Raw genomic sequence first — 21,392 nt, forward strand, 5'->3', positions numbered from 1 at the left:
CCCGCGCGCGATGCTCGCGGGCGTGGGACCATGTCTCGCGCTGCGCTCACGGCCGGTTCGGTCGACGGGCGCTTCAGATTGCGGAGAGTGGAGTCAGGAAGTCCCCCGGCGCGGCTAGGCCGCGGCGCTGCTGGGGATGGGCTCCACTGTACCACCGCGGATGTCGACGGCCAGCAGGCGCGCGTGCCAGCCGGCACCCGGCGCGGCGGAGCGCTCCTCGACGATCCGCGCTGCCTCGAGCCGGGCCGTGGGGTCGGAGGCGAGCACGAGCACCGAGGGTCCCGCGCCCGACACGACGGCCGCGTGGCCGGCCGCCCGCAGCTCGCCGATGAGGGCGCTCGTCTCGGGCATCGCGCTCGCGCGGTAGGTCTGGTGCAGCCGGTCCTCGGTCGCGTCGAAGAGCAGCTCGGGGCTCTGCGTGAGCGCCGCGACGAGCAGTGCCGAGCGCGAGAGGTTGAAGACGGCGTCGGCGTGCGGCACGGCCTCGGGCTGGAGGCTGCGCGCGAGCTTCGTCGACATCGTCGCGTCGGGCACGGCGACGAGCAGCGAGACGCCGCGGTGCACCGCGAGCTGCTTGTGGCGCGGGCCGGTCTCGTCGACCCAGGCGATCGTCAGGCCGCCGAAGATCGCCGGCGCGACGTTGTCGGGGTGGCCCTCGAGCTCGGTCGCGAAGCGCAGCACGTCCTCGTCGGAGACGTCGACGATGCCCTCGAGGAGCCCCTTCGCGGCGAGCACGCCCGAGACGATCGCGGCGCCCGAGGATCCGAGGCCACGACCGTGGGGGATGCTGTTGGTCGCCGTGAGCGCGAGGCCCGGCGCGGGCACGCCCACGCGGGCGAAGACGTGCAGCGCGGCGCGCGCGACGAGGTTCGACTCGTCGGTCGGCACGGCGCCCTCCCCCGAGCCCTCGCCGACGCCCGAGACCTCGACGGTCACGCCCGACGCCGTAGCCGTGACCTCGAGCTCATCGTGCACGTTGAGGGCGAGCCCGAGCGTGTCGAAGCCCGGCCCGAGGTTCGCGCTCGTGGCGGGGACGCGCACGCGCACGGCCCGACCCAGAGGCACCGTGGCCGCAGGCACGACGCCACCCGACGCATCCGCCATGCCCGAGACCGCGTCGCTCACGACAGGCCCAGGAGCGCCGCGACCTGCGCGGTGTCGGCGTCGGCCGACTCGGGCGCGGCGTCGGAGCCGTCGTCGAGCTTGAGGCCCCACTGCGCGTCCTTCAGGCCGTGGCCCGTGACCGTGAGCGCGACCGTCGAGCCGGCCGGGATCTGCCCAGCGGCGTGGCGCTCGAGCAGGCCCGCGACCGAGATCGCCGAGGCGGGCTCGACGAAGACGCCGGTCGAGGAGGCGAGCAGCCGCTGCGCGCGGAGGATCGCGGCGTCGTCGATCGCACCGATGTGGCCGCCCGAGGCGTCGCGCGCCTCGAGCGCCTGGTGCCACGAGGCGGGGTTGCCGATGCGGATCGCCGTCGCGACCGTGTCGGGCTCGCGCACGACCTCGCCGCGGACGATGGGGGCGGCGCCGGCGGCCTGGAAGCCGAGCATCCGCGGGCGCTTCGTCGCCCAGCCCTCGGTCTCGGCGAGCGAGTAGCCGCGCCAGTAGCTCGAGATGTTGCCGGCGTTGCCGACCGGGATGCAGTGGATGTCGGGCGCGTCGCCGAGCACGTCGACGATCTCGAGCGCGGCGGTCTTCTGCCCCTCGATGCGGTCGTCGTTCACCGAGTTGACGAGGTGCACGGGGTAGCGCTCGGCGAGCTCCTTCGAGATCTCGAGGCAGTCGTCGAAGTTGCCGCGCACCTGGACGATGCGCGCGCCGTGGACGACCGACTGGGCGAGCTTGCCCATCGAGATGCGGCCCTCGGGCACGAGCACGATCGCCTGGATGCCCGCGGCGGCGGCGTAGGCGGCGGCCGAGGCCGACGTGTTGCCGGTCGAGGCGCACGCGATCGCCTTCGCACCGCGCTCGATCGCGCGCGAGATCGCGACCGTCATGCCGCGGTCCTTGAAGGAGCCGGTCGGGTTCAGGCCCTCGAACTTCACGAACACGCGCGCGTCGGTCATCGCCGAGAGCGCCTTCGACTCGATGAGCGGGGTGCCGCCCTCGCCGAGCGTCACGACCGTCGACGCATCGCCCACGTCGAGCACGTCGGCCCATTCGTGCAGCACGCCGCGCCACTGGCCTCGTTGGCCCTGCTTCGCCATCGTCATTCCTCCTAGTCGATGAGCCGGATCACGCTGTCGATCCGCTCCACGTCGGGGTGCGCCTCGAGCGCGTCGAGCACGGCCGCGATGCGGGCCTCGCTCGCGGTGTGGGTGCCGAGCACGAGCGATGCCTCGCCGTCGGCCGGGTCCTGCCGCACCGACTCGACCGAGACGCCGTGCTCGGCGAAGAGCCCCGCGACGCCCGCGAGCACGCCGGAGCGGTCGGCGACGGTGAGCGCGAGCTCGTGCCGCGCGAGCACGTCGCCGAACGGCGCGATCGGCAGGTCGGCGTGCGTCGACGCGGCCGCGCCCGGGCCGCCGAGCACGTGCCGCCGGGCGATCGAGACGAGGTCGCCGAGCACGGCCGAGGCTGTCTCGGGGCCGCCCGCGCCCGCGCCGTAGAACATGAGGTCGCCCGCCGACTCGGCGGTGACGAAGATGGCGTTCTTCGCCTCGCGCACGGCGGCGAGCGGATGCGTCGCCGGCAGCGAGACGGGATGCACGCGGGCCGAGACGGCCTCGCCGCCCTCGCCCGCGAGCCGCTCGCAGATCGCGACGAGCTTGAGCACCCGGTCGTTCCGCTCCGCCTGCTCGACCATCGCATCCGTCACGCCCGTGATGCCCTGCCGGTGCACGACCTCGACGGGCACGACGGTGTGGAAGGCGAGCGAGGCGAGGATCGTCGCCTTGCTCGCCGCGTCGAAGCCCTCGATGTCGGCGGTCGGATCGGCCTCGGCATAGCCGAGCTCGGTCGCGATCGCGAGCGCCTCCTCGAGCGTCGCGCCCTCGGTGTGCATGCGGTCGAGGATGAAGTTCGTCGTGCCGTTGACGATGCCCATGACGCGCATGACGCGGTCGCCCGCGAGCGACTGCTCGAGCGGGCGGATGATGGGGATCGCGCCGCCGACCGCTGCCTCGTAGTTGACCTGCGCGCCGACGGTCTCGGCGGCTCGGAAGAGCTCGGGCCCGTGCGCGGCGATGAGCGCCTTGTTCGCGGTGACGACGTCGGCGCCCGCGGCGAGCGCGTCGAGCAGCAGCGAGCGGGCGGGCTCGATGCCGCCGAGCAGCTCGACGACGATGTCGGCGCTCGCGACGAGCGTGCCGAGGTCGTCGGTCAGCAGCGCTGCGGGCAGGTCGACGTCGCGCTTCGCGGCGACGTCGCGCACGCCGATGCCGACGAGCTCGAGCGGCGCGCCGACGCGCGCGGCGAGCTCGTCGCGGTGCTCGAGCAGCAGGCGCGCGACCTGGGAGCCGACGCTGCCGGCGCCGAGCAGCGCGATGCGGAGCGATCGGTAGTGGTCGGTGCGGTCGTGGTTCATGCGGATGCGGCTCCGGTGGTGTCGTCGTCGGGTCGCGGGGCCTCGCTGCCGGCGGGCGGCGAGGCGGCCAGTGGCGCCGACGGGTACAACCCCTCGTCGCGCGAGAGCACGTCGTCGATCGACTCGCGGCGCACGAGCACGCGCACGGCACCGTCGGCGACGGCCAGCACGGGCGGGCGGGGCGTCGCGTTGTAGTTCGAGGCGAGCGAGTGGCAGTAGGCGCCGGTCGCGGCGACGGCGAGCAGGTCGCCGGGCTCGACATCGGCGGGCAGCCACTCGGCGTCGACGACGATGTCGCCCGACTCGCAGTGGTGGCCCGCCACCCGCACGAGCGTCGGCTCGGCGTCGGAGACCCGATTCGCGAGCCGCGCGGAGTACTGCGCGTCGTAGAGCGCAGGGCGCGCGTTGTCGCTCATGCCGCCGTCGACGGCGACGTACGTGCGAGCGCCGTCCGCGAGCCGCACGGGCTTGATGGTGCCGATCGAGTAGACGGTGACGCCCGCGGGGCCGACGATCCAGCGGCCGGGCTCGATCGCGATCCTGGGCACCGGGATGCCGAGCTCGCTCGCGGCCGTGCGCACGGCATCCGCGAGCCTCGACGCGATGGCCTCGATCGGCTCGGGGCTGTCGGCGGCCGTGTAGGCGATGCCGAAGCCGCCGCCGAGGTTGAGCTCGGGGAGCGGTGCGCCCTCGCCCAGCTCAGCGTGGAGCGCGAGCATGCGGCGCGCCGACTCGGCGAAGCCGGAGTGGTCGAAGATCTGCGAGCCGATGTGCGTGTGGAGGCCCGCGAGCTCGACGCTCGGCAGCTCGCGGATGCGCGCGACGATCGCCGGCGCCTCGTCGATCGGGATGCCGAACTTCTGGTCCTCGTGGCTCGTCGCGAGGAACTCGTGCGTCGAGGCGTGCACGCCGACCGAGATGCGCAGCCGCACGCGCTGCACGCGGCCCGCGCGCTCGGCGGCGGCGGCGATGCGCTCGACCTCGATGGCCGAGTCGATGACGAAGGTGCCGATGCCGGCGGTGACGCCCGCCTCGATCTCGGCGAGCGACTTGTTGTTGCCGTGCGAGCCGATGAGGGCGGGCTCGACGCCCGCACGGAGCGCGATCGCGAGCTCGCCGCCCGTGCAGACGTCGATGCGGAGGCCCTCGCCCTGCATCCAGCGGGCGACGTCGCCGGTCAGGAGCGCCTTGCCTGCGTAGTAGACGTCGACGCCGGCGCCGCCGGCCTCGGGCGAGAAGGCGGCCTCGAAGGCCTCGCGGATGCGTCGGGCCCGGGCACGCACCTCGGTCTCGTCGACGAGCAGGAAGGGGGTGCCGTGCTGCTCGGCGACGCGTGCGAGGTCGACGCCGCCGACGCGGAGCGCGCCGTCGACGCGCTCGGCCGACGCGGGCCAGACGCCCTCGGCGAGGGCGTTGGGGTCGCCCGCGTCGGTGAGGTGCGGGGCGAGCGGATGCGGCACGGGACTCCGTCCGGGTGGGGGCTGTGGGCCTGACGGGCAGGCGGCGTCGGCGCTTGTGGCGCTCTCCCTCCATCCTAGGAGGCGCGCGCGTGCCGCTCGGCGCCCGGGGTGCGGCTCGGCGCCCGCGCGCCGTCGCGAGCAGCGGCGATCCTGCGACTCGGCCGCGAGCAGCGGTCGGGCTGCAGCCGCGCCGGCGATCGAACCGCGGCTCGCGACGAGCCGACCGGCTGGCGCGCACCCAGGGAGTCGATTCCCGGCGTCTGCCCCGCAAGGAGGCGATTCCCGCCTCCCTCCGTGACATCGACTCCCTGCGTGACCCACCGCATCCGCAAGCCGACGCTCGGGCGCGCCCGCTACGGTGCCGGTCGTGCCCACTCCTCCCCCGAGCTGGTTCGAGCGCGACCCGCTCGAGCTCGCGCCGCTGCTGCTCGGCGGCGTGCTGCGGCGGGCGGATGCGTCGGGCGCCGTCGCGGTGCGGATCACCGAGGCCGAGGCCTACCGCGGCAGCGACGACCCGGGTGCGCACACCTTCCGCGGGAGGACGGCGAGGAACGCGACGATGTTCGGGCCGGGCGGCCGCGTCTACTGCTACTTCACCTACGGCATGCACCACGCGGTGAACATCGTCGCGGGGCCGGAGGGCCACGGCTGGGGCGTGCTCGTGCGCGCGGGCGAGGTCGTCGAGGGGCACCGGCTCGCGCTCGAGCGGCGCTCCGCGCGGCGCCGCACGACGCCGACCGGCGAGCTCGCGCGGGGCCCGGGGAACGTCGCGCAAGCGCTCGGCGCGACGCTCGTCGACGACGGCGCGGCGCTCGGCGACGCGGAGCTGGGCGACGGTGTCACGGGCGCTGACGGCGTCGAGGCGGCGACGTGGTCGTTCGCGCCCGCCGAGGTGCCGCCGCCGTACCGCACCGGGCCTCGCGTGGGGGTCAGCGGGCCGGGTGGGGACGCATCCGCCTATCCCTGGCGCTTCTGGGTGCCGGGCGAGCCGAGCGTCTCGGCCTATCGGCCTGCCGTGCAGCGGCAGCGCTGAGCGAACCGTCGCCGAATCGGCCCCTGTCGCGCGGCCGTCGCTCCCCCGTGCGCGGGGAGGCGACGTGACGGCGCTCGAGACGGCGGAGGCACCCGCGACCCTGCCGGTGCCCGCCACAGGCGCACACCGAGTCGAAGGGCAGCGACCGGGGAGGCTACATGCGCTCCGGCGCCGACACCCCGACCGTCGACAGCGCCGTGCGCAGCACCTGACCCGCCGCGTCGTTCAGCCACAGTCGCGTGCGGTGCAGCGCCGTGACCTCCTCGTCGCCCTGCGGCGCGACGCGCGTCGCGTCGTACCAGCGGTGGTAGAGCCCGGCGAGCTCCTCGGCGAAGCGCGCGACCCGGTGCGGCTCCCGCAGCTCCGCGGCCTGCGTCAGCACGCGCGGGAAGTCCGCGAGCGCGCCGAGCAGCGCCGACTCGGTCTCGTGCGCGAGCAGCTCCGGCTGGAACTCCGAGCGGTCGACGCCCGCCGCGACCGCGTTCCGCGCGACCGCCGACATCCGGGCGTGCGCGTACTGCACGTAGTAGACGGGGTTGTCGTTCGTGCGCTGCGTCAGCAGCTCGAGGTCGATGTCGAGCGGCGTGTCTGCACTCGAGCGCACGAGCGCGTATCGAGCGGCGTCGACACCCACCGCATCCACCAGGTCCTCCATGGTCACGACGGTGCCAGCGCGCTTCGACATGCGCACCGGCTTGCCCTCGCGCAGCAGGTTGACCATCTGGCCGATGAGGATCTCGAGGTGCTCGTGCGGGGTGTCGCCGAACGCCGCGCACATGGCCATCATGCGGCCGACGTAGCCGTGGTGGTCGGCGCCGAGCATGATGATGTTCTGCTCGAAGCCGCGCTCGCGCTTGTTCTGGTAGTAGCCGAGGTCGCCCGAGAAGTAGGCGGGGGCGCCGTTCGAGCGCACGATGACGCGGTCGCGGTCGTCGCCGAACGTCGTGGTGCGCAGCCAGAGCGCGCCGTCCTCCTCGAAGACGTGCCCGCGCTCGCGCAGCACCTCGATCGCGCGCTGCACCGAGCCGTCGGACTGCACCTGGTGCTCGTGGAAGAACACGTCGAAGTCGACGCCGAAGTCGTGCAGGTCGCGCTTGATCTCCTCGAACATGAGCTGCACGCCGCGCTCGCGGAAGGTCTCCTGCAGCGCGGCGTCGTCGAGGTCGAGCAGGTCGCCGTCGTAGCCGTCGTCGACGCGCTTGGCGATCTCGGCGATGTAGGCGCCGCCGTAGCCGTCCTCGGGCGTCGGCTCGCCCCGGAAGGCTGCGACGAGGCTCTTGGCGAAGCGGTCGATCTGCGCGCCGTGGTCGTTGAAGTAGTACTCGCGGGTGACGAGCGCGCCCTGGCGCTCGAGCACGCGGCCGAGGCTGTCGCCCACCGCGGCCCAGCGCGTGCCGCCCATGTGGATGGGTCCGGTCGGGTTCGCGGAGACGAACTCGAGGTTGATCTTCACGTCCTTGAGCGCGTCGCCCGAGCCGTAGGCGTCGCCCGCCTCGACGATCGTGCGCGCGAGCTCGCCCGCGGCGCCGGCCGCGAGCGTGAGGTTGATGAAGCCGGGGCCCGCGACCTCCGCCTTCGCGATGCCGTCGACGCCCGCGAGCTCGGCCGCGACCTCGTCGGCGAGCTCCCGCGGCGAGGTGCCGACGCGCTTCGCGAAGCGCATCGCGGCGTTCGTCGCCCAGTCGCCGTGGTCGCGGTTGCGGGGGCGCTCGAGCACGATGTCGGCCTCGCGCACCTCGACCTCGTCCGTTCGTCGGCCCACGGCGCCCTGGACGGCGGCGAGCACGGCGGACGAGAGCGAGGAGGGCTGCATCCCTCTAGGATACTGCGCGCGCCTCGACCGCCCGGGCCCCCGACCGCCCGTAGTCTGACAGCATGCCGAGCCGTACCCAGAGCATCCGCCGTCTCCTGCCCGTCGCGATCATCGCCTCGGCGACCGCGCTCGCGCTGACCGGGTGCGAGCCGGGCGTGTTCGCGCCGAGCGACTCGCCGTCGCCATCGGCGTCGAGCTCGCCCACCGCGTCGCCCTTGCCCTCGGCGACGGCGACGCCGGTCGAGAGCCCCGAGCCGACGCCCGCGCCGACCGGCTCGGCGCTGCCGACGACCCCGCCGGTGGCGGGCGACGTGCCGTGCTCGCAGGTCTACACGGCCGACCAGCTCTACGCGTTCAACCCGAACTTCGCTCCGTCGAGCGACGCGGGCACCCTCCCCGGCGCGATCTCGGACATCGTGGATGCGGGCGGCACCGTGTGCGCGTACCAGCACGTGACGGGCGGCGACCGGCTCGTCGTCGCGGTGCTGCAGGAGGCCGCCGGCTTCCAGGCGCCAGCGTTCGAGACGGTCGGCGACCTCGGCGTCGCGACGGCGCCGTCGGGCGGCACGGTCGTGAGCGTCGCCTCGCAGTACTTCGCGAGCGAGCAGGACGCGCGCGAGGTGCTCGACCAGGTGCTCGCGAACCTCGGCTGAGCCCCTCCGACCCTCCCCGTTGGTCGAGTAGCCCGCGCAGCGGGCGTATCGAGACCGCCCCCACCCGTTGGTCGAGTAGCCCGCGGCCCCACCCGTGGGTCGAGTAGCCCGCGGTCCCACCCGCTGGTCGAGTAGCCCGCGCAGCGGGCGTATCGAGACCACCCCCACCCGTTGGTCGAGTAGCCCGCGCAGCGGGCGTATCGAGACCCGTCAGCCGATCCTGACGAGCGCCCGCACGTCGTCCACGGCACCCTCCTCGAGCGCTTCGTCCTCCGCCCGCACCGCCACCGACTGCAGCGTGATCGGGTTCCGAGCCGTCGTCGCCCAGGCCGTCTCGAGCGCATCCGCCCCGGTCGCGATGCGGATGAGGCTCTGCCGCGGCGCGAGCCCTGTGGGGTCGACGACGAACCACTCCCCGTCGATGAGCACCTCGGCGACGGCGTGGAAGTCGGGCGGCTGCAGGCGGGGCGCGTAGACGCCGACGTAGCGCGCCGGGATGCCGGCCGCGCGCGCGAGGGCGATCATGACGTGCGCGTAGTCGCGGCACATGCCGCCGCTCTTGCGGATCGTGTCGACCGCGGTGTCGTCGATCTCCGACAGCGACGGCGAGTAGGTGAAGCCGCGGGCGATCCAGTTGCGCATCGCCGCGATCTGCTCGTGGCCGCTCGCGCGACCGAAGCGCTCGTCGACGAAGCCGCGCAGCGCGCTGCCCTCGACGTAGCGCGAGTCGTCGAGGTAGCGCGCCGGGTCGCCCTCGTCGATCGGCCGCTCGAGGCCAGAGACGGCCGATCGGATCTCGACCTCGAGCTGCCCCGCGGGTGCGGTGAAGACGAGCTCGCGGGTGTCGTGGGCCGCGGGCTGGATGCGCCACTCGACGGGCGCGTCGTCGACGGTCACGTCGATGCGCTCATCGGATGCGTAGGCCGCCGCCGGGAGCACGAGGAGCGTGACGTCGGTCTCACCCACGAGCGACATCGAGAAGGTGGCGTGGGCGGTGCGCATTGCACCGATCCTCCCACACCGTCCTCTCGGAGACGGGTCGATCAGGGGCTGATACCGCTCGGCTGGAGGACATAGAGGTAGCCGACAATCTCGGCCTTGCCGGGTTCGGCGTCGGTCTCCGTAGTGATGTTCGCACCGGTGATCGAGATGAGCCGCGTGCCGAGCTGCATGCGCTGCAGGAAGTCGCGCAGCTGCGCGGTCTCCCCCGAGGCATTGACCGTGACCTGCACGGCGGCGAGGTTCTGCCCGGTCACGAGCGGGTCGCTGTACGGCATCGGGGCACTCGGGGCGGCGGCCGGGTTGGCGGGCGCCGGCGCGGCGGCGCCCCCCTCGCCGGCGGTCGCCTCCTCGCCGGTCGCCGCGTCCTCGACGACCGGCGCGCTTGACTCGTCCGCGACCGGCGCGACGTAGGGGACCGCGTCGATCGAGGCGACGGCGTCGATCGTGACGCCCGCCTCGACCGCGAAGGCGTCGAGCTGGCGCAGGAAGTCGGAGTACGCCAGCTCGCTCGGGATGCCCTGCGCGAGCTCGTCACGGGTCGCGAGGTACTCGTCCATGAGCGAGGCCGACTGCTCGAGCGCCTCGAGCCGTGCTCCGTGGATGACGTTCTGCTGCTCCACCATCGCGAGGTCCTCCCGGGCCGTCGAGGCGGTGCGGAGGTCGGGCGAGATCACGCCGAACCACGCACCGACCGCGATGCCGGCGGCCAGCACGCCCGCGCCGAGGCTCCAGAGCCGATCCGCGCCGTTCATCCCTCATCCTCCTCAGCGCCAGCGTCGGCATCCGTCGAGGGATCCTCGCTCGCCTCGGCGCCCGCCTCCGCCTCGGGCGGGAAGCGGTTGGCGTACGCCTCCTCGCCCACGTGGAGTACGAAGATCGTCTCGATCCTCCCGGTCTCGAGGGCGGTCACCACCGGCACCTGCGCATCGACGAACCCGGGCAGCGTCGCGAGCGCGTCGAGCACCTGTGGCAGCCGCGCATCGCTCTCGACCGCGAAGGTCAGTGTCGCGACTCGGGCGCCCTGCAAGGGCGCGATCGGCTGCGCGTGCAGCGCCATGGGCGAGCTGCCCTCCGCAGCGACACTTGTGAGCGTCGCGTCGGGCGGGAGCGTCGCGAGGAAGGCGTCGATCATCGACCGCCACTCGATCTCGGTGCTCGTGACGACGTGGCGGGCCGCGACCCGTTCGGCGATCTCGGCCTCGACGGCGAGCACGTCGCCGAACTCGGCCTGCTGCGCGACCAGCGCGGAGGTGCGGGCCTGCGCAGCGGCCAGCTCGACCTCGGCCGCGACCGCTTGCACCTTCGCGGCCGCCACCCCGCCACCCGCGCCGACGATGAGCACGACCGCGACCGCCACGACAGCGTGGCGCACTCCGCGGCTTCGGCGGGCTGCGAGCACCTCAGGCGGCAGCAGGTTGACGACCGGTTGCGCACCGAGCATCAGCGGCTGCGGGTCCCCGCCCGCGCCTACGGTGATCCCGAAGACCTTCATGCTGCGCTCCGCATCGCCAGCCCGAGCGCAACGGCCGACCGGTTCGCCTCCGCGCTCGTGCGCTGCCTGTCCCGCTCCCGCACGGCGATCGATGCAAGCGGGTCGCCCCAGTCGATCGGCATCCGCATGACCTCCCCGAGCGCCGCCGAGAAGCCGCCGAGGCTCGCGCCGTCGCCGGTGAGCACGACGCGGCGCACGGGCAGGTCGGGCCGTGCGCTCGCGAAGTAGGAGACGGTGTTGCGCACGCCCGTCACGAGCTCGCCCGTCACCTCGCGGATCGCCTCGATCACGGGCTGTTCGTGCGGCATGAAGCCCTGTATACCGAGCCCGAGCGCGCGCTTCGCGTCCTCGGCGACGGGCCGCTCGAGCTGCAGGCGGGAGTGGAGGGTCTGCGTCACCTCGTCGCCGCCCGTAGGGATGATGCGCACGAAGTGCGGCACACCCTCGCGGGAGATGACGACGGTGGTCGTGTGGGCGCCGACGTCGACGACCGCGATCGCGTCGCGGTCGTCGAGGCGCTGGGGCAGGGCGCGCGTGAGCGCGAACGGTACGAAGTCGACCGCGACGGGCTCGAGCTTCGCGCGCCGCACGGCCTCGATCGTCGAGAGCACGCCTTCCTTGACGGCCGCGACGAGCAGGCCGTGCACCTGCCCCTGCCCGGCGTCGCTGATCGGGTAGAAGTCGAGGATCGCCTCGGAGATCGGCACGGGCAGCAGGTCCTGCACCTGGAACGGCAGCGACTCGCGGATCATCGGCAGCGGCGCCGCTGGCACTGTCAGCTCGCGCGCGAGCACGCGATCGTTCCCGACCCCGAGGACGACGCGCTTGCTCGAGAACCTCCCGCGCTTCCAGAGCTCGCGCAGCGCGCCGGTGACGACGTGCGACTCGTTGACTTCACCGCGCACGACTGCGCCGGGTGGGAGCGCGATCGAGTGGTAGCGAGCGAGCGCGAGGCCCTTGCGGCCGCGCGTCACCTCGGCGGCGCGGATGCCCGTCGCGCCGATGTCGAGCCCGACCGTGCTATTCGCCATCGGTTCCCCCTATCCGAGTCCTACGAGGTGCAGGTAGCCGTGCCAGATCGGCACGCCTGCGAAGACGGCCACGGCGGCCGCGAGCAGCATCCACGGGCCGAACGGGATGCCGCTGCCGCGCCCCGCGCGGCCGAGGGCGACGAGCACGAGGGCGAACGCGCCGCCCAGCAGGAACGCGCCGAATCCGCCCACCGCGAGCTCGCCCCAACCGAGCCAGCCGAGCGCCATGCCGAGCAGCCCCGCGAGCTTGACGTCGCCGAGCCCCATGCCGGCCGGGTACGCGAAGGCCATCGCGAAGTACGCGATCAAGAGGATTCCGGCGCCGGCAGCCGCGCGGAGCAGCGAGCCCCACTCTCCCGTGGCCGCGGCGGCCGCCGTGAGCAGGAGCCCGACCGCGGCGTACGACGGCAGCACGATCGCGTCGGGCAGCCGCTGCGTGTCGATGTCGATCCAGGCGAGCGCGATCCCGACGGCGGCAAGCGCCGCGAACGCGAGCGTCTCGGCCACCGCCCCGATCGCCGCGAGCGACGGGGGCTCGAGCGCTTCCCACGGCGCGAAGCGCAGGGCGACGGCAGCGAACACGATGCCCGTGAGCAGCTCGATGAGCGGGTAGCGCGGCGAGATGGGCGCGCTGCAGGCACGGCAGCGGCCGCGCAGCAGCAGCCAGCTGAGCACCGGTACGTTGTCGAACGGCCGGATGCGCACGCCGCAGCCGCCGCAGCTGCTCGGCGGGCGCACGATCGAGCGTCCGGCCGGCACCCGGAAGATGACGACGTTGAGGAACGACCCGATGAGGAGCCCGAAGCCTCCCGTCACCGCGGCGGCGGCGATCATCGGAAGGCCCCGTTCGCGTCGATCGCGGGCGGCGTCTCGATCCAGGTCGTGACGCCGTAGGCGATCGACACGGGATTGAGGAAGTGCGGCGGCGACCGGTGGAGCAGTCGCGGGTCGTACTGGTAGTCCTTGATGTAGCCGCTGCCAGGGTTGCGGAAGACCACGCCGCGGAAGCGCTGCGCGATCGAGCCGCGCACGGTGAGCGTCGGCGACGAGTAGCCCGACGCGTTCTCGGTCACGGTGTTCTGCACCGTGAAGCTGCGCAGCGAGAGGATCGCAGCGTCGATGGTGAGGCTCGTCGGCCGCGTGCGGCTGCTGATGACCGGGTTGTAGACCCACACCATGTTGTTGCCGATGAGGCCGAGCATGTCACGGTCGCGGTCGGCGTACCGGGTGTTGCCCACGACGTAGACGTAGTTCTCGGCCGCGAGCGTCACCTCGCCGCGCAGCGTGCCCTGCACGAAGATGTCGCCGTTCCGGCAGCCGTAGGCCGCCACGCCGTCGATCGCGGCGGGCGCCGTCTCGTTGTTGGCGGGGTAGCCCAGACCATTGCCGGTGGTCCGCCCGTCCGCCCCGCGGCAGTTCGTCGCATCCGCCTCTCCTGCGAGGCGGCCGTTGGGGTCGCTCGACGACGCCGGGACGTTCTGCACGTAGACGGCGCCGCGATCGGGCACGGGAACGGTGACGCCGGGACCCAGCCGGTTCGTGCCCGTGCCCGGCAGGCCGCACTCGCTCGGCGTCGGGTTGGCCGCCCCCGGTCGAGTCTGCTTCGTCCACGGCGAGCGCACGGTCATCGTGCCGCCGGAGTTGAAGGTGATCGTCGTCGGGCCGGTGTAGAGGCAGCCCCCATCGAGCGCCGCGGTGCGGATCTCGGAGTTGGTCTCCGGCATGCCGAGCACGCCCATGAGCGAGGGGGAGTTGTTGCGAGCGGGATCCTTGACCCGGAAGTCAGGCGTCGAGCCGCAGCCGCTCGGCCGCAGGTAGCGCGGTCCGGAGCCCGGGTTGTACGGCGTCGTTACACGGCCGTGGAAGGTGGCCTGGCACGCATAGATGGTGTCGTTCGAGTGCACCTGCCCGCGGATCTCGTCGCCGCCGCTGAAGGCGATCGCGGTCGCGCAGGTCGACGTGCGCCCCGCCCACGCGTGCTTGACGCAGCTGCTGGAGCGGCCGTAGATCGCGGGATCCTCGATCTCGTAGTCGGTGAAGTAGAGGTAGGCGAGGAAGTCGGACTGCCGCAGGTCGGTCACGATCGTGCGCGTCTCGGTGCCGACTCGACCGGTCGAGCGCAGGCGCAGCGTGCCGTCCATCGCGTAGGTGCTCGAGTCGACCTCGTAGCGGAAGCTCGCGGTGCCGTCGCTGCCCGGTACGGTCGCCCAGCTCCCGGCGAAGCCGAAGGCCGGGTTGGTCGCGTCGTCGACCACCGTGCTGGCGGCGGTGAAGGGCGCGGCGGAGTTGCCCTGCAGCACGTAGGAGGGATCGGCGGCGAGCCGGCTCTGGTACTCCTCGACGCCCGCGTAGGCCGCGGCGAGCGCGCCCTGCCAGTCGGCGTCGTCGCGAGCGTGGCGCGTGCTCGACACCGCGATGACGATCGCGGTGGTCAGCAGGGCTCCGACCAGCGCCCCGATGCCGATGACGAGGATCAGCGCGACGCCGCTGTCGCGCTCCTCGATCATCATCCTCAGCTGCTTGCGCATCAGATCCCCGTTCTCGTGAGGCCCAGGTTGGGCAGCGACACCGTGCTCACGAGCTGCGCGGGCGCCGCGTCGGTGCCCGCGGCGGTCTGCACGACGAGCGAGACCCGCACCGCGACCACCTCGCGGCGCTGCACCTCCGTGAGCTCTCCGCTCGCCGGCAGAGCGATCGGGGCGCCCGTGGCGCCGAGGTACGTGAACAGCTCGGGCGACGGGCTCCCGCCCACCGACGTCCCTCGAGGGGCCACGTCGCGCACGACGACGCGGTTGAGGCTCGGCGTCGTGTCGTAGACCCAGTCCCCCGCCGAGCGCCTCGCGACCCAGCGGGTCTCGACGAGCTCGCCGGCGGTGTTGACCGCGAGGCGGACGCGCGTCGGGCCGACGGTGGCCGTCGCGGGATCGAGGTAGGCGTTCACGATGAGCGAGTCGGCGCGCGCGGATTCGAACGCCGGCAGCGGCTGCCACGTCGACGAGCGGGGCACCTCGGTACCGGCCCGGATGACGGTGCTGATCCGCTGCATCGCGGCGGCGGCGGTGCGCGAGCTGTCCTGCTCCGACTCCTGACGCGAGAACGTCTGTGCGAGCGCCACGATCATGGTGGTGACGAGCGTCGTCACGATCGCGAGCAGCGAGATCGCCACGAGCAGCTCCATGAGCGTGAATCCCCGGTCGCGCTCGCCTCCGCGGCGCTCGACTCCCCCGCTCACGGTGCCGGCTGTCTGGGGTCGAGGGTGACGACGTCGAGCAGCGACGAGCCGCGAGAGACGACCGTCGCGGTGACGGCCCCCGAGCTGCTCGTCAGGCGCCAGGTGCCGTAGGGCAGCGCGATCGTCGTGCCGCTCGCGACCGAGCCGAACGTGTGCGTGAAGGTCGGACCGCAGGTCGGCTCGCCGGGGCCGCCGGGGGCGGGCGTCGCCACGAGGTTGTTGGCGGTGCTGCCGATGCGCACGAGGCCGAGCGGAATGTCTCGCACAACGGCGCTGCCGGGGTCGGCGCTGACCTCGGGTGCCGCGCCGGCGCTCAGCTCGATGTCGAGCAGCGTCGTCTCCGGCCATGCGTTCGGATCGGAGGCCGTGCACTCGGATCCCGTCTCGCGTCCGTAGTTGCCCCCGAGCAGCCGGTAGGTCACGCGAGGATGCAGCGGCACGGTGAAGGTCGGGTTCGACCGGGCGGTCGTGGAGCCGCCGGTGAGGGGCGCGCTCGTCACGCCGTAGGTGCTGATGAACGACAGCCGGAAGTCACGAGGCAACAGCACCGGCCCTTCGCCGGGCGCGAGCGTCGCGCTGAGCGACGCCGCCCGGTCGTACTGGAAGCCGATGCTGGAGGTGGTGCCCGGCTGCACGCTGACGTCGGGCTTCTTCGGGGTCGTCTCGAGCGACACCCCGATGTGGTTGCTCTTGGTGATCGTCACGTCGTAGACGCCACGCGTCACTTGCAGGAAGTAGGCGCAGCCCTGGGCATCGGTCGTGGTCGCCGGCACGGGCGCGCCGTCGGACGTCGCGGTGAGCGAGACCGTCGTGCCCGGCACGCCGGCACCGGATGCGTCGATGACCGAGACCAGGATCGTGCCCTTCGCGGGGTCGTTGAGGCGCTGCGACGGGTCGACGACGGTGTCGGCGCGCACGGGAGGGACGGACGCGGGCATGTTCTCCCACGACACGGTCACATTGACGCGCTTGAAGCGGAGGTTGCCGCCGCCCGTGCCGCACGCCTCGTCGGCGGAGCTGTCGGTGACCCAGGCGGTCTCGCGGCGGATGGTGAAGGTCGTGCCGTTCACGACCTGTGATCGGGTCTCATCGACGAGGTCGAAGAGGTCGGGTACGTCGTGCGCGAGCTCGATCTCGGCCGCCGCGAGGTTGGCGGCGACGTGCTTGGCCTCGGAGGTGCGGTTGGCCGTCAGCACCTGCAGCAGAGAGGAGAGCACCATGGTCGAGATGATCGCGAAGACGAACATGGCGACCATCACCTCGATGAGCGTCATGCCGCGGTCGCCGCTGGTGGCGATGCGAAGACGCTCTCGGAGGCTGCGCATGGTGCTCTCCTCTCTGCCGTACTCGGGGGCGGCGCCTCGCCGTCCGCCCCTTGCCGACTACGGCGTGGTCGGTGCCTCAACCCACGGCTGAAGGCCGCCTGCTGCGCTGTTGTAGACGAGCGAGTCGCCGCCCAGGTCAGGGTGCAGACCAGTGATCGTGAAGTTCCGGCCCGAGTCAGTGACGGCGACGACGATGTACGTGTCGGTCGCCACACCGCGCGACTGCTGGAAGCCCTGCGCCGCAAGCGCGGTCTCGTCGAGGCCCGTGTACGTGCCTCCCTTCTCAACGCTGAAGGTCTCAGCCGCCAGTGCCGCGTTCTTGAGGTCCGACTCGACCTCGGCACGCCACGCGCTCTCGCGCTGGTTGAGGAAGACGGGGATCGCGATGCCGGCGAGGATGCCGATGATGATGACGACGACGAGGAGCTCGACGAGGGTGAAGCCGCGCTGCGACTTGCCCTCTTCCTGCAGCATTGCGCGGCGGTCGCCGAGCAGCTGAAGCATCTTCTGCATGATGGGTGGTTCCTTACTGGTTGGGGGTTGGGGTGAGGGACAGGGGTCGGATACGTGTGGGACGAGCGCGTCAGTTGATCTGCTCGAAGATGGAGAAGACAGGCATGTAGAGGGCGATGATCATGCCGCCGATGAGCGCACCGACACCCGCGATGAGGATCGGCTCGATGATCGACGTCATCTGCGCGGTCGTCGACTCGATGTCGCTGTCGTAGGAGTCGGCGATCTTCGAGAGCATGAGCTCCATCGAGCCGGCGTCCTCGCCGACCGCGACCATCTGCACGACCATCGGCGGGAAGACGGGCTCCAGCGCGAGCTGCTCGGCGACCGGACGGCCTTCGCGCACGGCGTCGGCGATGCGGTTCGAGGCTTGCAGGATGACGCTGTTGCCCGAGATCTCGCCGACGACCTGCAGCGCGAGCACGATCGGCACACCGGCCTTCAGCAGCGCCGAGAAGTTGCGGGTGAAGCGCGCGAGCGCGATCTTGCGCAGCAGGTCGCCGAAGACGGGGAGCTTCAGCAGCGCGGGGTCGAGCACCGCTCGCACCTCGGGCGCGTGCTTGTTCTTGCCCCACCAGACGCTGCAGGCGATCGCCGCGACGAAGAGCAGCGGGCCGAGCCACACCATGTTCGCCGAGATCGTGACGAGGATCTGCGTGGGCAGCGGCAACGCTCCCCCGAGGTCGGCGAACATGCCCTCGAAGATCGGCACGATGAACCAGATCATTGCGATGACGGCGACGATCGCCATGCCGACGACCACGATCGGGTAGGCCATCGCCGACTGCACGGTGCTCTTGAGCTTGACCTCCTTCTCGAAGGCCGTGGCGACCGCATCGAGCGCGTCGTCGAGGAAGCCGCCCGTCTCGCCCGCGGCGATGAGGTGGATCATGAGCGGCGGGAAGACGTTCCGGTGCTTCGCGAACGCCTGCGAGAGCGTGCCGCCCGTCTCGATGTCGCTGCGCACCTCGGTGAGCACCTTCGCGAGCGTCTTGTTGTCCGTCTGCTCCGAGAGGATGTGGAGGGTGCGGAGGAGCGACAGTCCGGCGCCGATCATGGTCGACATCTGCCGCGCCATGACCGAGAGGTCCTTGAGCTTGACCGCCTGACCGAAGCTGAGGTTGATCTCGCGGTTGAGGCCCGTGCCCATCGCCGCCTCGTCGACGCTCACGGGCGAGAGGCCCATGTCGCGCATCCGGGACAGCGCCGCCGCTTGGGTGGGCGCGTCGAGCTTGCCCTTCACGAGCCTGCCGTCGCGCTCGCGGCCCTTGTAGGCCCACGTCTTCGTCGAGGTCATCGCTGCCCCCTCGAGAAGGAGTCGCCGAAGTCGACGCCCGTGTCGAGCGCGGGCGCCATGCCGCCTGTCGCGAGCATCCCGCGCAGCTCGTCGACGTTGTGGGCCTTCTCGCGCGCCGCATCCTCCTTGATGACCCCGCGGTTCACGAGGTCGGCGAGGTGCTGGTCGAGCGTGCGCATGCCGAGCGAGGCGCCCGACTGCAGCGCGCTGCCGATCTGATGGATCTGGCCCTCGCGGATGAGGTTCGAGACGGCCGAGGTGGCGATGAGGATCTCGCTCGCGGCGACCCGGCCCTTGCCGCTCGCGCGCGGCACGAGCGTCTGGCAGACGATGCCCTGCAGCGTCGCGGCGAGCTGCGCCCGCACCTGGCCCTGCTGGTGCGGCGGGTAGACGTCGATGATGCGGTCGATCGTCTGCGCCGCCGACTGCGTGTGCAGGGTCGCGAAGACGAGGTGGCCGGTCTCGGCGGCGGTGAGGGCGACGGAGATCGTCTCGAGGTCGCGCATCTCGCCGACGAGGATGACGTCGGGGTCCTGGCGCAGCACGTGCTTGAGCGCCGCCGCGAACGAGTGGGTGTCGTGCCCCACCTCGCGCTGGTTGACGACCGCCTTCTTGTGCTGGTGCATGAACTCGATCGGGTCCTCGACCGTCACGATGTGCTCCGCGCGCGTGCGGTTGATGAGGTCGATGAGCGCCGCGAGCGTCGTCGACTTGCCCGAGCCGGTCGGTCCGGTGACGAGCACGAGCCCGCGCGGCAGGGTCGCGAAGCGCGTGATGCCCTGCGGCAGGTCGAGCTCCTCCACCGTGCGGATGCGCGTGGGGATGAGGCGGAAGGCCGCGCCCCGAGCGGAGCGCTGCTGGTAGATGTTGACGCGGAACCGCGCCTCGGCGCTCAGGTCGTAGGCGAAGTCGAGCTCGAGCTCCCGCTCGAAGATCTCGCGCTGCTCCGGCGACATGATCGCGGTGAGTGCCGCCTGCACCCGCGCGGCGGACCAGACGCCGTACTCCTCGAGCGGCAGGAGCTTGCCGTCCAGGCGCATCGTCGGATGCGCATCCGCCGTCACGTGCAGGTCGGACGCGCCGGCGCGCACGACGGTCTCGAGCGCGAGCAGCAGGTCGCCGTCGCTGCCGGTCGGGGTCGGGAAGGCGGTCGAGGCGGCAGCGGGCGCCTCGGTCTGCGCCCACTGCTGGCGCAGCGCCGCGCGCGTCGGCATGCCCTCGACGTCGATGCTCATACGATCACCCGCTGCACTTCCTCGACCGTCGTGAGGCCGAGCGTCGCCTTCTCCCACGCGTCCTGCCGCAGCGAGCGCATGCCCTGCTGCGAGGCGACGCGCGCGACCTCGGAGGTCGAGGCGCGCTCGACAGTGAGCCGCTCGATCTCCTCCGAGACCGTCATGACCTCGTGGATCGCGATGCGGCCGCGGTAGCCGGTGCCGGAGCAGTGGGTGCAGCCGACCGCGCGGTGCACGCCGAGCTGGCCGCCGATCTCGAAGCCCATCGCCGCGAACTGCTCGGGGCTGCGGAGGTCGGGCTCCTTGCAGCGGTCGCAGAGGCGGCGGGCGAGGCGCTGGGCGACGACGCAGTCGAGGGCCGAGCCGACGAGGAAGGGCTCGATGCCCATCTCGGTCAGTCGGGTGACGGCGCTCGGGGCGTCGTTCGTGTGCAGGGTCGAGAGCACGAGGTGGCCGGTGAGCGACGCCTCGATCGCGATCTGCGCCGTCTCGTGGTCGCGGATCTCGCCGATGAGCACGACGTCGGGGTCGGAGCGCAGGATCGAGCGCAGCGCGGCCGCGAACGTGAGGCCCGCCTTCGCGTGCACCTGCACCTGGTTGACCCCGGGCATCCGGTACTCGACCGGGTCCTCGACCGTGATGACGTTGACCTCGGTGCGCGCGACGGCGTGGAGGGTCGTGTAGAGCGTGGTCGACTTGCCGGATCCCGTGGGCCCGGTGACGAGGATCATGCCGTAGGGCTTCTTGTACGACGCCTGGTAGCGCTCGAAGTTGTGCGGCAGCAGGCCGAGGTCGGAGAGCTGCAGCTGCGTGCCGCCGGTGTCGAGGATGCGCATGACGACCTTCTCGCCCCACACCGTCGGCAGCGTCGCGACGCGGAGGTCGACCTTGCGGCCGCCGTGCATGACCGACATGCGGCCGTCCTGCGGGCGGCGGCGCTCTGCGATGTCGATGTCGCTCATGATCTTGAGCCGCGAGATGATGCCCTGCTGCATCGTCTTCGGTGCCGACTGCATCTCGTGCAGCACGCCGTCCACACGGAAGCGCACGCGCACCGACGACTCGCCGGGCTCGATGTGGATGTCGCTCGCGCGGTCCTGCACGGCCTGGTTGACGAGCAGGTTGACGAAGCGCACGATCGGGGCATCCTCGTCGGCGGCGTCGGCCATGCCGAAGCCGAAGGGGTCGGCGGCGGCCGCCTGCTCCTGCTCCTCCTGGATCGTGGAGGTGATGTCGCTCAGCTCGGAGTCGGCGCGGTGGAAGCGGTCGATCGCCGCGAGCAGGTCGCCGCGCTCGGCGACGACGGGCTCGACGGCGAGGCCCGAGGCCTGGCGCACGTCGTCGATCGCGAGCACGTCGGCCGGGTCGGTCATCGCGACGACGAGCCGGCCCTCCTCGTGCGCGACGGGGAGGAGGATGTGCCGGCGCGCGATCGCGCTCGGCACCCGGGAGGCCGCGACGCGGTCGACGTTCATCTCGCTCACGACGACGAACGGCAGGCCCGCCTGCTCGGCGCGCACTCGCGCTGCCTGGGCGCCGGTGATCGTGCCGTCCTCGACGAGGGCCCGCACGGCGCTCTCGTCGTCGAGGCCGGCGGCGAGCAGCTGGTCGCGGCGAGCTATCGAGAGCTCGCCGCGACGAGCCAGCAAGTACGTCAGCGACGCCATGGCGTCCGCGCATTCTTGCGCGCCGAGCGGTCGGCGCAGAGCGCAACGGCCGCACACGACTGTGCGTACATCTCAGGGACCTTCGTGACAGGGCCTTGGAGCTGGGGGCTCCG

19 protein-coding genes are annotated in these 21,392 nt (G+C 72.4%); 2 read left to right on the top strand and 17 right to left on the bottom strand.

Going from position 1 to position 21,392, the window contains the following annotated elements:
- Positions 1–114: 114 nt before the first annotated feature.
- The 4 genes from thrB to lysA are packed head-to-tail and all read right to left on the bottom strand — an operon-like array spanning position 115 to position 4,986.
- Complete coding sequence (gene thrB, locus ACP7BI_RS05465) at positions 115–1,104, bottom strand: homoserine kinase (protein WP_425844572.1); 990 nt, start codon at positions 1,102–1,104, stop codon at positions 115–117.
- A gap of 17 nt (positions 1,105–1,121) precedes the next feature.
- Positions 1,122–2,207 carry a threonine synthase gene (thrC, locus tag ACP7BI_RS05470; RefSeq protein ID WP_425844254.1) on the bottom strand — a complete coding sequence of 362 codons (1,086 nt, stop codon included), beginning with the start codon at positions 2,205–2,207 and terminating at the stop codon, positions 1,122–1,124.
- A gap of 11 nt (positions 2,208–2,218) precedes the next feature.
- Positions 2,219–3,526, bottom strand: a complete 1,308-nt coding sequence (locus ACP7BI_RS05475) for a homoserine dehydrogenase (protein WP_425844256.1) — start codon at positions 3,524–3,526, stop codon at positions 2,219–2,221.
- A complete protein-coding gene (gene lysA, locus ACP7BI_RS05480; RefSeq protein WP_425844257.1) occupies positions 3,523–4,986 on the bottom strand; it encodes a diaminopimelate decarboxylase in 1,464 nt (487 codons plus the stop codon). The genes ACP7BI_RS05475 and lysA overlap by 4 nt, the downstream gene beginning before the upstream one ends.
- A 367-nt stretch (positions 4,987–5,353) precedes the next feature.
- Here lysA and ACP7BI_RS05485 point away from each other — a divergent pair, with 367 nt between their 5' ends.
- A complete protein-coding gene (locus ACP7BI_RS05485) occupies positions 5,354–6,019 on the top strand; it encodes a DNA-3-methyladenine glycosylase (protein WP_425844258.1) in 666 nt (221 codons plus the stop codon).
- A gap of 154 nt (positions 6,020–6,173) precedes the next feature.
- Here the strand turns inward: ACP7BI_RS05485 and argS are convergent, their stop codons facing one another.
- Entirely contained in the window at positions 6,174–7,832 is a 1,659-nt protein-coding gene (gene argS, locus ACP7BI_RS05490) for an arginine--tRNA ligase (RefSeq protein WP_425844259.1), read from the bottom strand.
- A 62-nt stretch (positions 7,833–7,894) separates the two neighbouring features.
- Here argS and ACP7BI_RS05495 point away from each other — a divergent pair, with 62 nt between their 5' ends.
- Positions 7,895–8,485 (top strand): hypothetical protein, encoded by a 591-nt coding sequence (locus ACP7BI_RS05495; protein ID WP_425844260.1) that lies wholly within the window; start codon positions 7,895–7,897, stop codon positions 8,483–8,485.
- A gap of 210 nt (positions 8,486–8,695) precedes the next feature.
- On the opposite strand, the gene ACP7BI_RS05500 is transcribed toward ACP7BI_RS05495, so the two are convergent.
- The 12 genes from ACP7BI_RS05500 to ACP7BI_RS05555 all read right to left on the bottom strand — a co-directional run bounded on the left by ACP7BI_RS05500 (position 8,696) and on the right by ACP7BI_RS05555 (position 21,279).
- On the bottom strand, positions 8,696–9,487 hold the full coding sequence (locus ACP7BI_RS05500) for a transglutaminase-like domain-containing protein (RefSeq protein WP_425844261.1): 792 nt from the start codon (positions 9,485–9,487) through the stop codon (positions 8,696–8,698).
- A gap of 41 nt (positions 9,488–9,528) precedes the next feature.
- Positions 9,529–10,239, bottom strand: a complete 711-nt coding sequence (locus ACP7BI_RS05505) for a hypothetical protein (RefSeq protein WP_425844263.1) — start codon at positions 10,237–10,239, stop codon at positions 9,529–9,531.
- Positions 10,236–10,979, bottom strand: a complete 744-nt coding sequence (locus tag ACP7BI_RS05510; RefSeq protein WP_425844264.1) for a hypothetical protein — start codon at positions 10,977–10,979, stop codon at positions 10,236–10,238. The genes ACP7BI_RS05505 and ACP7BI_RS05510 overlap by 4 nt, the downstream gene beginning before the upstream one ends.
- On the bottom strand, positions 10,976–12,010 hold the full coding sequence (gene pilM, locus ACP7BI_RS05515) for a type IV pilus assembly protein PilM (RefSeq protein WP_425844265.1): 1,035 nt from the start codon (positions 12,008–12,010) through the stop codon (positions 10,976–10,978). The genes ACP7BI_RS05510 and pilM overlap by 4 nt, the downstream gene beginning before the upstream one ends.
- Before the next feature lie 9 nt (positions 12,011–12,019).
- Positions 12,020–12,844: a prepilin peptidase gene (locus ACP7BI_RS05520; protein ID WP_425844266.1), complete on the bottom strand. Its 825-nt coding sequence runs from the start codon at positions 12,842–12,844 to the stop codon at positions 12,020–12,022.
- Positions 12,841–14,538: a hypothetical protein gene (locus tag ACP7BI_RS05525; protein WP_425844267.1), complete on the bottom strand. Its 1,698-nt coding sequence runs from the start codon at positions 14,536–14,538 to the stop codon at positions 12,841–12,843. Before ACP7BI_RS05525 ends, ACP7BI_RS05520 begins: the two co-directional genes overlap by 4 nt.
- Positions 14,538–15,242, bottom strand: coding sequence for a PulJ/GspJ family protein (locus ACP7BI_RS05530; protein WP_425844268.1), 705 nt, complete (start codon positions 15,240–15,242; stop codon positions 14,538–14,540). Before ACP7BI_RS05530 ends, ACP7BI_RS05525 begins: the two co-directional genes overlap by 1 nt.
- Positions 15,239–16,567, bottom strand: coding sequence for a carboxypeptidase regulatory-like domain-containing protein (locus ACP7BI_RS05535; RefSeq protein ID WP_425844270.1), 1,329 nt, complete (start codon positions 16,565–16,567; stop codon positions 15,239–15,241). The genes ACP7BI_RS05530 and ACP7BI_RS05535 overlap by 4 nt, the downstream gene beginning before the upstream one ends.
- Positions 16,568–16,624: 57 nt before the next feature.
- Positions 16,625–17,080, bottom strand: a complete 456-nt coding sequence (locus ACP7BI_RS05540; protein WP_425844271.1) for a type IV pilin protein — start codon at positions 17,078–17,080, stop codon at positions 16,625–16,627.
- Positions 17,081–17,150: 70 nt separating this feature from the next.
- The gene (locus ACP7BI_RS05545) at positions 17,151–18,377 is read right to left on the bottom strand and encodes a type II secretion system F family protein (RefSeq protein ID WP_425844272.1); all 1,227 of its coding nucleotides are present in this window, start codon (positions 18,375–18,377) and stop codon (positions 17,151–17,153) included.
- Positions 18,374–19,612, bottom strand: a complete 1,239-nt coding sequence (locus ACP7BI_RS05550; RefSeq protein WP_425844273.1) for a type IV pilus twitching motility protein PilT — start codon at positions 19,610–19,612, stop codon at positions 18,374–18,376. Before ACP7BI_RS05550 ends, ACP7BI_RS05545 begins: the two co-directional genes overlap by 4 nt.
- Positions 19,609–21,279 carry a GspE/PulE family protein gene (locus tag ACP7BI_RS05555; protein WP_425844274.1) on the bottom strand — a complete coding sequence of 557 codons (1,671 nt, stop codon included), beginning with the start codon at positions 21,277–21,279 and terminating at the stop codon, positions 19,609–19,611. The genes ACP7BI_RS05550 and ACP7BI_RS05555 overlap by 4 nt, the downstream gene beginning before the upstream one ends.
- Between the last annotated feature and the right edge of the window lie 113 nt (positions 21,280–21,392).

Origin of the sequence: Agrococcus sp. TSP3-2-1, from assembly GCF_049897585.1 — a bacterium.
GTDB lineage: Bacteria > Actinomycetota > Actinomycetes > Actinomycetales > Microbacteriaceae > Agrococcus.